This is a genomic window from Streptomyces sp. NBC_01498 (assembly GCF_036327775.1).
Taxonomy (GTDB): Bacteria; Actinomycetota; Actinomycetes; order Streptomycetales; family Streptomycetaceae; genus Streptomyces.
The window spans coordinates 4,144,324-4,156,298 of sequence record NZ_CP109598.1 but is presented as its reverse complement, the minus strand read 5'-3'; the positions used below and the strand labels follow the sequence as shown (position 1 = coordinate 4,156,298).

9 protein-coding genes are annotated in these 11,975 nt (G+C 74.0%); 5 read left to right on the top strand and 4 right to left on the bottom strand.

Annotated features, from left to right (window positions below; translation table 11 throughout):
• Positions 1-370: 370 nt before the first annotated feature.
• Positions 371-1,753, bottom strand: a complete 1,383-nt coding sequence (locus OG875_RS17775) for a transcriptional regulator (RefSeq protein WP_330175202.1) — start codon at positions 1,751-1,753, stop codon at positions 371-373.
• Between the two features lie 377 nt (positions 1,754-2,130).
• On the opposite strand from OG875_RS17775, the gene OG875_RS17770 reads away from it, so the two are divergent.
• The 4 genes from OG875_RS17770 to OG875_RS17755 all read left to right on the top strand — a co-directional run bounded on the left by OG875_RS17770 (position 2,131) and on the right by OG875_RS17755 (position 6,400).
• Complete coding sequence (locus OG875_RS17770) at positions 2,131-2,817, top strand: bifunctional DNA primase/polymerase (protein ID WP_330175201.1); 687 nt, start codon at positions 2,131-2,133, stop codon at positions 2,815-2,817.
• Between the two features lie 81 nt (positions 2,818-2,898).
• Positions 2,899-3,858, top strand: coding sequence for an ABC transporter ATP-binding protein (locus OG875_RS17765; protein WP_330175200.1), 960 nt, complete (start codon positions 2,899-2,901; stop codon positions 3,856-3,858).
• The gene (locus OG875_RS17760) at positions 3,855-5,573 is read left to right on the top strand and encodes a transporter (RefSeq protein WP_330175199.1); all 1,719 of its coding nucleotides are present in this window, start codon (positions 3,855-3,857) and stop codon (positions 5,571-5,573) included. The genes OG875_RS17765 and OG875_RS17760 overlap by 4 nt, the downstream gene beginning before the upstream one ends.
• A gap of 416 nt (positions 5,574-5,989) precedes the next feature.
• Positions 5,990-6,400, top strand: a complete 411-nt coding sequence (locus tag OG875_RS17755) for a PPOX class F420-dependent oxidoreductase (protein WP_330175198.1) — start codon at positions 5,990-5,992, stop codon at positions 6,398-6,400.
• Between the two features lie 25 nt (positions 6,401-6,425).
• On the opposite strand, the gene OG875_RS17750 is transcribed toward OG875_RS17755, so the two are convergent.
• Together OG875_RS17750 and OG875_RS17745 are read right to left on the bottom strand one after the other, a co-directional pair.
• Positions 6,426-7,289 (bottom strand): alpha/beta fold hydrolase, encoded by an 864-nt coding sequence (locus tag OG875_RS17750; protein WP_330175197.1) that lies wholly within the window; start codon positions 7,287-7,289, stop codon positions 6,426-6,428.
• Positions 7,290-8,353: 1,064 nt separating this feature from the next.
• A complete protein-coding gene (locus tag OG875_RS17745; protein WP_330175196.1) occupies positions 8,354-9,049 on the bottom strand; it encodes a metal-dependent transcriptional regulator in 696 nt (231 codons plus the stop codon).
• A gap of 235 nt (positions 9,050-9,284) precedes the next feature.
• Here OG875_RS17745 and OG875_RS17740 point away from each other — a divergent pair, with 235 nt between their 5' ends.
• Positions 9,285-10,040, top strand: coding sequence for an SIS domain-containing protein (locus OG875_RS17740; protein WP_330175195.1), 756 nt, complete (start codon positions 9,285-9,287; stop codon positions 10,038-10,040).
• Between the two features lie 448 nt (positions 10,041-10,488).
• Here OG875_RS17740 and OG875_RS17735 read toward each other — a convergent pair whose 3' ends face one another.
• Positions 10,489-11,901: a PAS domain-containing protein gene (locus OG875_RS17735; protein ID WP_330175194.1), complete on the bottom strand. Its 1,413-nt coding sequence runs from the start codon at positions 11,899-11,901 to the stop codon at positions 10,489-10,491.
• Positions 11,902-11,975: the final 74 nt, after the last annotated feature.

The following is an 11,975-nucleotide window of genomic DNA, read 5'->3' as shown; positions in this document are numbered from 1 at the left end:
CTACCGGGTGAATCGGGGGGCCTGCTACGCGCCCGGAACCGGTCAGGACCCGCCTGTTCAAGACACCCCCCGGCGCGGCCGTCCCCCCGGACCGGCCGCACCAAGCCGTCACCTGGCCCCGTCCTCCCCGGCCACGACCCGGCGGACACCCGGCCACGAGCCCGCCACGACCCGGCCGGGACCCGGTCATGGCCCGCTCAGGACCGGTCGCTGCCCGGTCACCCGCGTCCCGCCGGCCCCGCCGTACACCCGCTCCCCCGTCGCCCGGTGGCCCTACGGCCTCCGCCGCCGGCGGCCGTACGACCCCCGCACGAGGACCCCACGACCGCCGGACCGCCGCGCTCCCGGCGGAAGTTGTGGCCAATCCGTGTCACGCCGCCTGGATCTCCAGCCGGGCGTTGAACTCCCGGACCGCGGACTCCGTGCCGTACGGCTCCAGCCGCTGCTGGAGATCGTCCAGATACTCCGCCCCCCGGCTGGAGCGCAGCGTGGCCAGCAACTCGGCGGCGCGCGTGCCCGTCCGGCACGCCTCCTCCACCTCGCGCTGCTGAACCTGCGCCGTGGCCAGCAGGATCAGTCCGATCGCCCGGCGTCTGGCCCGGGTCTCCGGGTGTCCGGCCAGCGCGTCGGACGCGTGGCGGGCCGCCGCCTCGGGCTGCCCCAGGTCCCGGTAGCAGTGCGCCAACTCGTCGGCCAGATAGGCGTGGTCGAAGTGCGCGATCCACACCGGGTCCTCGTCGCTCTCCGGATCGGCGCGCTCCAGCGCGCTCAGGGCCCGGCCCGCGACCGCGTCACACTGGCCCGCGTCGCCCATCAGCGCGTGCCCGCGCGCCTCGGCGGCCAGGAACATGGCCTCCGCCCTCGGGGGCACCTGCCCGCGCGCACCCTCCTGCGCCGCCCGCGCCAACTGCGCGATCTCGCGCGGATTTCCCAGCTGGGCCGCGAGATGGCTCATCGACGCGGCCAGCACATAGCCGCCGTATCCCCGGTCCCCGGCCGCCTGGGCGAGCCGCAGCGCCTGGATGTAGTACCGCTGGGCGAGCCCCGGCTGGCCGGTGTCCACCGCCATGTACCCGGCCAGTTCGGTGAGTCGGGCGACGGCGGCGAAGAGCCGGCGGCCGACCGCTTCCCGGTACGACCCCGAAAGCAGCCCGGACACCACGCTGTTCAGATAGTGCACGACGACCGGGCGGACATGGCCGCTGCCGAACTGGTGGTCCAGAACGACCAGCGCGTCCGTCATCGCGGCGACCGCCGCCACGTCCGCGTCCCCCACCCGGGCACCGGTGTTGCGCGCCACCGCCGCGTCCGCGCCCGTGATCAGCCAGTCCCTGCTGGGCTCGACGAGCGCGGACGACGCGACGGCCGACCCGGACAGGAAGTCGCGCCGGCCCACGTCGCTGCGCCACAGCTCGCAGACCTGCTCGATGGCGCCGACGACCGTCGGCGCGAACTGGAGGCCGATGCCCGAGGCGAGGTTCTTGCCGTTGGCCATCCCCAGTTCGTCGATGGTGACCGTGCGCCCCAGCTTGCGGCCGAGGGCCTCGGCGATGATCCCCGGGGCCCGGCCGCGCGGCTGCTGACCGCGCAGCCAGCGGGCCACGGATGTCTTGTCGTAACGGAGATCGAGACCGCGCTCGGTCCCGACCATGTTGACTCGGCGGGCGAGGCCGGCGTTGGAACAGCCGGCTTCCTGGATCAGCGTCTGCAGCCGTTCGTTCGGCTGACGGGCGACGAGAGGTCTGGCTGCCAATGGATGCCCCCTGTGGCCGCAGTGGTCGACGGACCGATCACTGCCCGGCGAATACGCCGTGAATGCGTACGATGGTCGAAATCAGCAATCTTCGGTAACTTTCAGGAAACGCCGCCCACTCGGCGGCGAGGTGTGTGTGACTCGCCTCACGCCTCCCCGATGGCAACTTCTGGTCACCGGTTGTGGTTACCCACCGACACGCCGCAACTTCACACGCGCCCCCGCCCATGCACCAGTGCGCCCCGCGTGCGGATGGGACAAGGGAATCGGGGCCAGGAGCGCTGCTCCGGCGCGCTGAGGGGGCGCGCGAACCGGACGCGCCGTCGTCACGCTCCGTGCGCCCGTAACCCGAGGTCCGGGCGGCAGTTGTGTTCAGCATGGACAAGACCATCGGAGTGACGGCTGTCACCGACGCCGCGCAGATTCCCACGCAGCGCCGCGAACCGCTGCTGGACAGCGCCGTGCGGTACGCGGAGGAGCGGCACTGGGACGTGTTCCCCGGCACCTGGCTGGAGGTGCTGGGGGGCCGGGAGCACTGCTCGTGCGAACGCGCCGACTGCCCGGCCCCCGGGGCGCATCCGACCCGGCCGGACTGGGCGGCGCAGGCGACGGGCAGCGGGGTCGCCGCGCGCAGGCTCTGGTCGAAACAGCCCCGCGCCTCGATCCTGCTGCCGACGGGCCGCACCTTCGACGCCGTCGACGTCCCGGAGTCGGCGGGCTTCCTGGCGCTCGCGCGGATGGAGCGGATGGAGATGACGCTCGGCCCGGTCACCCGCGCCCCCGACCGCCGGATGCTCTTCTTCGTGCTGCCGGGCGGCTCGGTGAAGGTGGACGGTCTGGTGCGGACGCTGGGCTGGTCGGCCCCGGCGATCGACCTGACGACGCGCGGCGAGGGCGAGTTCGTGGCGGCCCCGCCGACGCGCGTGGGCGGGCTCGGCGCCGTGCAGTGGGCCCGGCGGCCCACTCCGGCCAACCGCTGGCTGCCCGACGTGGAGGAGCTGATCAGCCCGCTCGCGTACGCCTGCGGCCGGGACGCGGCGGCGGCCAGGGCACCGGGACGCTGAGCACCGGGGACGCCTGCGGGGCGCGGTCATAGGGTAGGTCCTCTCGAACACCTCGAAAAGGACACCGAAGGGCAGTGCGGTATGCCGGAGCAGGTACCGGAGCGAGCGGCGGAGCGGACAGAACGGACTGAGGGAGCGGCGGGTACGGAGGCGCCGGGCACGGCGGGCGGTACGGGACCGGCGGGCGGTAGGAAGCCGGCGGGCGGGGTCGGCACGGCGGGCGGTACGGAGCCGGCGGGCGGTGCGCGCGCGACCGCCGGCGTCGGTGCGGCGCCCGTGCCCGCCGTGCGCGTCGAAGGGCTGTGGAAGCGCTTCGGCGAGCAGGTCGCCGTCGCCGGGATCGATCTCGACCTGCCCGCCGGGCAGTTCGTGGGGCTCGTCGGCCCGAACGGCGCGGGCAAGACCACCACGCTCTCCATGGTGACCGGCCTGCTGCGGCCCGACATGGGCCGTGTCCAGGTCGTCGGGCACGACGTCTGGGGCGACCCGGTCGCGGTCAAGGCCCGGATCGGTGTACTGCCCGAAGGGCTGCGCCTGTTCGAGCGGTTGTCCGGCCGCGAACTCCTCGGATACACCGGCCGGCTGCGGGGGCTGCCCGGTGACGAGGTCGACATGCGCGCCACGCAACTCCTCGGCGTACTGGACCTGGCGGGCGCGCAGCACAAGCTCGTCGTGGACTACTCGACCGGTATGCGGAAGAAGATCGGGCTCGCGGCGGCTCTGCTGCACAACCCCGAAGTCCTCTTCCTGGACGAGCCGTTCGAGGGCGTCGACCCGGTGTCGGCGCAGACCATCCGCGGAGTCCTGGAGCGCTACACCGCGTCCGGCGCGACCGTCGTCTTCTCCAGCCATGTGATGGAACTGGTCGAGTCGCTGTGCGACTGGGTCGCGGTGATGGCCGGCGGCCGTATCCGCGCGCAGGGCACGCTCGCGGAAGTACGGGGCGAGGCACCGTCGTTGCAGAGCGCGTTCCTCGAACTGGTCGGCGCGAGCGGGCGCGACACCGGAGAGTCCCTGGACTGGCTGGGCGGTGCCCGATGAGCGAGGCCCCGCCCGTCGACGCCACCGGGGCCGGCAACGCCGCCGGTTTCACTTCCCCGGTCGGCCCTCCCGTGGGTGCCGTGGGGGCGGTCGGTTCGGGCACGACGCCCGTCGCCACCCTGGGCACGCGCGCGCTGGCACCCGTCTTCGTACGGCTCAAGCTGTCGCTGCTGCGCAACGGGCTGCGCCAGTCCTCCGGCCGTACCGCCGCGTACGTCATCTCCGTCGTCCTCGCCCTGCTCCTCGCGGCCGGCCAGCTGGCGGGCCTGATCCTGCTGCGCGGCGAGGACGGCGTGGGCACGCTCGTCGTCGTCCTGACCGCCGTGGTGGCGCTCGGCTGGGCGATGCTGCCGCTGTTCTTCCCCAGCGGCGACGAGACGCTGGACCCGAGCCGGCTGGTGATGCTGCCGCTGCGGCCCCGCGCCCTGATCGGCGCGCTGCTGGCCGCGTCCGTGGTCGGGATCGGGCCGCTGTTCACGTTCTGCCTGGTGCTGGGCTCGGCGATCGCCGTCGCACACGGAGGCGGCGCCGCGGCGGTGTCGGTGCTCGCCGTACCGCTGGCGCTGCTGGTGTGCCTCGCGCTGTCGCGCGCCGTCGCCGCCGCCAACATCCGGTTGCTGACCTCCCGCAAGGGGCGGGACCTGGCGGTGCTGAGCGGTCTGGTGATCGCCGTGGGCATCCAGTTCGTCAACTTCGGGGTGCAGCGGCTCAACGAGGCGGGCGGGCTGTCGGCGCTCGACCCGGTGGCGGACGTCGTACGGTGGCTGCCGCCCGCCTCGGCGATCGGCGCCGTGGAGGCGGTGAGCGACGGCGCGTACGGCCGGGCCGCCCTCCAACTACTGCTGTCACTGGCCGCGCTGGCCGCCCTCGGGTACTGGTGGCAGCGCTCGCTGGTGAAGCTGATGACCGCGCCCGACGGCTCGACGATCGCCGCCGCGCCCGAACCGGCCCGCGAGCAGTCGTCGTCCGGGCTCGGCGGGCTGCTGCCCGAGGGGCGTACGGGGGCGGTGATGCGGCGCAGTCTGCTGTACGTGTGGCGCGACCCCAAGACCAAGGCGGCGTGGGTCACCTCACTGGCGATCGGGCTGATCGTGCCGCTGATCAACGCCGTCCAGGGCAGCGGCTCGATCTATCTGGCGTGCTTCGCGGCGGGGATGCTCGGCATCCAGATGTACAACCAGTTCGGGCAGGACACCTCCGCGTTCTGGATGGTGGCCCTGACGATCTCCTCGACGCGGGACGCGTATCTGGAGCTGCGGGCGCGGGCGTTCGCGCTGCTGGTGATCACGGTGCCGTACTCGGCGCTGGTGACGGTCCTGACAGCCGCGCTCCTCGGCGAATGGGGTGCGCTGCCCGAGGCGCTGGGGCTGTCCTTCGCACTGCTCGGCGCGATGATGGCGACGGGCGCGGTGGCCTCGGCCCGCTTCCCGTACTCGATCCCGCAGGGCAGCGGGTACAAGAACGTCGCTCCCGGCCAGGCCGGGCTGGCGTGGATCTCCATCCTCGGCGGGATGTTCGGCGGCGCCCTGCTGTGCGCTCCGGTGATCGGGCCGGCGATCTGGCTGCACGTGTCGGGCGCGGACGGCTGGACCTGGGTGATCCTGCCGCTGGGCACGGTGTACGGCGCGCTGATCGCGTGGGCGGGCGTCCGGCTGGCGGCGCCGCGGACGGCGTCGAGACTGCCGGAGATCCTGACGGCGGTGAGCAAGGGCTGACGGGGGCGGCGCGTCCGGCAGCACGGACCGGCGGCAACGGCCGGGCCGCGCAGGCGGATCCGGCTCCCGGCTCTCCCGCACAGGCACGGGAAAGCCGGCGCGGGAGAGCCGGCGCGGGAGAGCCGGCGCGGGAGAGCCGGCGCGGGAGAGCCGGCGCGGGAGAGCCGGCGCGGGAGAGCCGGCGCGGGAGAGCCGGCGCGGGAGAGCCGGCGCGGGAGAGCCGGCGCGGGAGAGTCGGCGCGGGAGAGTCGGCAACACCGGCACGCGCTCCTCCGACGCCGATGCGGCGCCGATGCGGGGCTGCCTGCGCCGGCCCGCGCCTGCGGGAGCGGCCCCGCCGCCGCCCCGCGTGGCACCCGCCACCGGGCGGGCGGGCGGCGCCGCTTCCCCGGGACGGACGGCCTACCCTCGCCGGTATGACTGTCCCCCTGAGCGACGCCGCCCGGAGCATCCTCGACGGCCGCAACCCGGCCGTCCTGTGCACGATCAACCCGGACGGCAGCCCGCAGTCGTCCGTCGTCTGGGTGGGCACGGACGGCGACGACCTGGTCGTCTCCTCCGCCGCCGGGCGCCGCAAGGTGACCAACGCGGAGCGCGAACCGCGCGTCAGCCTCAGCGTGTTCGACCCGGCCGACCCGGAGCGGTACGTCGAGGTGCGCGGCACGGCCGCCGTCGGCGAGGACGCCGGCCGTCGTACGGCCGTCACCCTGGCCGAGAAGTACGTGGGCCCCGGCGCCGGCCAGGAGTATCTGGACCTGCCGCCCGAGGTGTTGAGGGTCACCATCCGCATCACCCCGACCCGGCTGACGGGCAGCTGCGCCTCCTGAGAACTCCTGAGAAGACGGCTTCGCGCTACGGGGTCAACGCGCCGTCCAGGAACGGCTCTATCGCCGCCCGCCAGGCCACCGGCTGGTCGTAGTGCGCGAAATGGCCGGCGTCGGGGACCTCCGCGTACTGGCCGCGCGGCAGGACCCGCACCATCTCCTGCGCCTCCGCGCGGCCCAGTTCGCCGTCCAGGCCCCGCACGACCAGCGTCGGGCAGCGGACCTGCGCCAGCTCCTCCCAGTGCGCGTCGTGCACCCAGGTCGCGCGGGAGTCGAGCATCCGCCGGCGGGAGAAGACCGGCCACCACCCGTCGGCGCGCTCGGTCATGATCTCCGCGTAGAAGTCGCCCCGGCCCGGACTGGGCCGTTCCAGCCACGGATCGTCCTCGCCGAACCACTTCCGTACGTCGGCGAGCGAGGCGAACGGCAGCGGCCACGTACGGAACCAGTCCTCCCACGCGCGCTGCGACACCGCCCCCAGCGCCGACGCCCTCATGTCGCAGATGATCAGCGCGCCGACCAGATCCGGGCGTTTGGCCGCGAGCTGCCAGGCGGTGAGCGCGCCCATGGCGTGGCCGACGAGCGTGACGGGCGCGAGACCGAGCTGTTCGACCGCCGCCTCGGCGTCCGCCACATACGCCTCACGGGTGTACCGCGCTTCGGGAGGCTTGTCGCTGTGGCCGTGGCCCCGCTGGTCGAGCGCGACCGTCCGGTGGCGCCCGGCCATCCAGCGGGCCGTGGTCGTCCAGTGCGAGGCGCGGCCCATGAGTCCGTGGAGCAGCAGCACCCCGGAGGTGCGCCCGGCCTCGGCCCGCTCGCCGGTCCGCTCGCCGAACTCCCAGGCCGCGAGCCGCAGCCCGTCGTATCCGGTCACCTCGACGCGTCGCGTCATCCTTCCTGGCACCCCCTTCGGTACTGAGTCGTCGGGTCCTGACTGGTCGGGTCCGGCGGCACCGGCCCGATTCCGTGCCGTTCGGTGCGCTCGGTGCGCTCGGTCGCACCACCTCAGACTATCGAACTCTTATTCGAAAACGCGGGCCCTGGTGTTCAACACCGCTCGTTCGAGTGACTGCGGGCGAGGATTGGCCGGAGTCCCGCAGGGGAGATCTTGTACAGGGGACGGACCGCTCGGGGATGAGGGTCCGCAAGGACCGACCCTGGGAGCTCGGGGCTCCGGGTCGGACGGGGGGAGGACAGGCCCCGGCGCTGCTCAGCGCCGGGGCCCTTCCCGTCCGGGACGCGGCACCCACGGCCGCCGGGACGGTGCTCGGGACGGGAACGGGGAGCGGGACGGCGGTCGGGGCGGGAGTGGGGAGCGCGGCGGTGGGGGCGGGGGCACCGTGAACGACAGGCGGGCCGGGCACGGCCGGCACCGGTACGGGTACGGCGGGCGCGGGTACGGGTACGGCGGGCGCGGGTACGGGTACGGCGGGCGCGGGTACGAATACGGGCGCGGCACGCATACGCGGGACGCCCACAGCCGACCTCACCGCCACGTCGGGTGGCGGGGACCCGGCGGTCGCGACGGACATCGCCGCCGCGACGGACCGGGGCACGGACTCGGCGGACAGCCCCGGCGCGAGCGGCGCGGCGACGGCGGCAAGCGTCAGGCGCACAGTCCCGCTCCCTCCTCGGCCCCCGGACGAGGTCCGCGACCGCTGCCCTCAGGTCATACGCCCCTCAGCAAGCCTGGCACGCGAATCGCCCGGCCGCTGCCGTTCCGCCGGACTTCCGTACGTTTCCGTCGCGGGAAGAACACGCTCCGCAGCCGTCGACAGGCGTACGTCACCTCATCAACCGGCCACGCGGCAGGCGCCCCACCTCGGCTTTCGCCGACCGGCGTTCGCCGACGGGCACAGCTCGACGGGCACAGCTCGACAGGCATCCCCTCACCGCCGTCCAAGGGGCCTCGGGTCCCGGACCGCGCGGCCCGGGACCCGAGGGGCTGCCTCATCGCTACTGCTTGGCGACGAACACGTGCGAGGCGACCTCGGAGTCCAGCTCCGCGGCCTCCCCGCTGCTGCCGACGAGCACGCCACCGACCGGCGACTCCGTCACGCTCACCACGGAGCCGGGCTGCACGCCCGCCCTGCGCAGCGTGTACATCAGCTGGGCGTCGGTCTGGATGGGCTCCCCGATCCGCCGCACCACGACCGTCTTGCCCTCGCTGCCCGGGTCCAGGTCCGCCAGGCTCACCATGGAGTCGTCCAGGAAGGGGTCGGCCTCGGTCTTCTCGCCCAGCTCCTCCAGGCCCGGGATCGGATTCCCGTACGGCGACTCCGTCGGGTGCTGGAGCAGTTCGAGCACCCGCCGCTCCACGGCCTCGCTCATCACGTGCTCCCAGCGGCAGGCTTCCGCGTGCACCTGCTCCCACTCCAGGCCGATCACGTCCACCAGCAGACACTCGGCGAGGCGGTGCTTGCGCATCACGCGCGTCGCCAGCCGGCGTCCCTCCTCCGTCAGCTCCAGGTGCCGGTCGCCCGCGACCCGCACCAGACCGTCCCGCTCCATGCGGGCGACGGTCTGGCTGACCGTCGGCCCGCTCTGGTCCAGCCGCTCCGCGATCCGGGCGCGCATCGGGACCACGCCTTCCTCTTCCAGTTCGAGGATGGTGCGGAGGTACATCTCCGTGGTGTCAATCAGTCCGGACATACGTGCCCCTCGATGCTGTGACATGAAGCTGTGACATGAAAACGACCGTGCGTGGGCCCCGACCTCAATACTGACGCATCGCACCGACAACCGTGCCCCACGCGAAGACGCCGTGGGCGAAGCCGTATTGACACCGTAAAGGTCCAGACCGCAACGTGATCCGCGGCACAGGGCTTCCCGCCCCCGTCCACCTCTGTTCGCCCTCTTTCCCCGCCCCCTACGGAAGGGTCTCTCGATGAGCGAGAGCACGCTGGCCGGTCAGTTCTTCGGCGCCGCGATCGGTCTGCTGGAGCGTGTACGCGACGAGGAGGCCGCGAACATCGAAGCGGCCGGGAAGGCGATCGCCGAGGCCGTGGCCTCCGGCGGCCGGGTCTTCGCCTTCGGCGCCGGGCACTCCTCCCTCGCCGCGCAGGACGTCGTCTACCGGGCGGGCGGTCTCGCCGTCATGAACCTCCTCAACGTGCCGGGTCTGACGGGCGTCGACGTCCGCCCCGCGACGCTCGGCTCGGCGCTGGAGACGGTGGGCGGGCTGGCGAGCGCCGTACTGCGCACGAGTCCGCTGAAGTTCGGCGACGTCCTGGTGATCATCTCGCTGTCCGGGCGCAACCCGCTGCCCGTGGACATGGCCGTCGAGGCGCGGACGATGGGCGTCAAGGTGATCGCGGTCACGTCGGTGGCGTACGCGCGGGAGACGGAGTCCCGGCATGCGTCGGGTACGTACCTCAAGGACCACGCCGACATCGTCCTGGACAGCAAGATCGCCGTCGGGGACGCGGAGTTGACGGCGGACGGGGTCGGGGCGCCGTTCGCGCCCGCGTCGACCGTCGTGACGAGCGCGCTGATGCAGGCGATGGTGGCGACGGCGGCGGGCGGCCTGGTCGAGCGCGGCATCGAACCGCCGATGCTGCGGTCGGGCAACGTGGACGGCGGCCACGAGTGGAACCGGGACGTGATGGAGGAGTACGGGGACCGGATCTTCTACCACCACTGAGCGCACGGCGGGGCGCACGACCGGGTGCCCCGGCTGAGTGCCCCGGGCGAGGGGCCGGGGGCGTGGGCGCCGGCGTTCGGGCCGGACGCCGAGCAGCCAGGGCTCCGGGGCCCGGCCGAGACCGGGCGCGGCGCCACGCCGGAGGCCGAGAAGGCCGGGCACCCCGCTGAGCGCAACACCGGGTGCCCCGGCCGAGCGCCGCGAGCGACGGGCCAGGGGCGTGGGCGCAGGCATCGGGGTCCAGGCCGGACGCCAAGAAGCCAAGGCCCCGAATCCAAGCCAAAACCGCGCGGCGCCACGCCGGAGGCCGAGAAAAGCCGGGTATCCGCCGAACACCCAGGCCCCGGCGCCCGGCCGAGACCCCCAGCCGCGGAGCCCAGCCGGCACCACCGGGCCCCGGGCCCCGGCGCCCATGAAGCACCCGCCCAGACCCCGGCCCCCGGCCCCCTCACGCCTCCGGCAGCGTCCCGTTTCCCGCCCGTAGCAAATCCAGCGAGGCCGCCATCCGGGCCGTGGCGTCCTCCGCGTACACCGCGTCCGGGCGCTCGAACGCCGGGCGGCTGGGCCCCCGCAGATACGTGACCACGCCGAGCGTCCTGCCCCGGCTCCGCAGCACCGTGCACAGCGCGTGCACGGCGTCCGGCGGCCACTGCCGCGAGACCGACCACGTCGGGGTGGTCGACGCCCCGGTGGGCGCGCTCGCCCGCACCGAGCCCGTCCGGGCCATCGCCTGGAGGGCCGGGTGCCCCTCCCGGTAGCGCACCGGGATCCCGCCCGCCACCACCGGCTGGCAGGGCCCCACGGACCCGCCCGGCGTCGCCGCGACCCGCACCAGCCGGGCCGGCGGCACGTCACCGGCCGGGGTGGAGCCGTACGGCGCGGGCGGGGCGGGCTCGTCGTGGACCAGGTCGATCAGCGCGTGGTCGGCGAAGCCCACCAGCGCGAAGTCCAGACAGACCGTCGCCGCCTCCATCGGGCTCTCGCACTCGGCGGCGGCCCGCCCCGCGCGGTGCAGCTGGCTGGAGCGGAAGCGCAGCCGGTCCGCCTCCTGCGCGGCGAGCTTCGCGACCGTGACGTCCTGGAACAGCCAGCCGATACCCAGCGGCACCGGCTCCTCGGCGAGCGGCGAGGCCAGCCGCAGGAAGCCGCTGCGCCAGCAGCGCCGCCGCTCCGCGCCGTCCGGTCCCCGCACCGTCACCCACAGCTCGGCGAGCGCGCGTGGCGAACCTTCCGCCAGTACGTGCTGGAGCGCGCCCTCCAGTTCCTCCACGCCCTGCCCGATCCGCTCACCGAGGGGCCGCCCGAGCAGCTCCGTACGGCCCGAGCCGAGGGCGCGCGCCGCGTGCCCGTTCACCACCGTGGGCCGCAGGTCCACGTCGACCAGGACCACGCCCCACAGCGCGTCGTCGAACAGCGCCTCGCTGAGCGCGATGGACCGCTCCAGGTCGATCTGCGCGTGGACCTCGCTGAAGGCGCAGTACACCCCGGCGGGCCGGCCGTCCGCGCCGCGCACCCCGGCGGACTGGGTCCGTACGAGGACCCGGCTGCCGTCCTTGCGCAGCAGCGCGAACTCGTGCACCAGCCGTCCCGGCACGCTCATCGCGGACATCAGCCGCCCGTGGACGTCGTCGGCGTCGGCGCTGCGCACGGCCCAGCCGGCGAATCCGCGCCGGCCCACGGCCTCGTCGGCGGACCAGCCGAGTATCCGCTCGGCCTCGCGGTTCCAGTGGGTGATCACGCCCTCGGCGTCGAAGGCGCAGAGGGCCGCGTCCATCCCGTCGAGCAGCGCGGCCAGCAGATCCGCGCCGGGACCGCCGTCCGGTCCGGGCGGGCGCGTGGTCTCACTCCGGGAAGCACTCATTCTTGGCACCCCCTGCCACCTGCTCGGTTCACACCTACGATCATTGAACTTCAACGTGACGCAGCGCACACGGT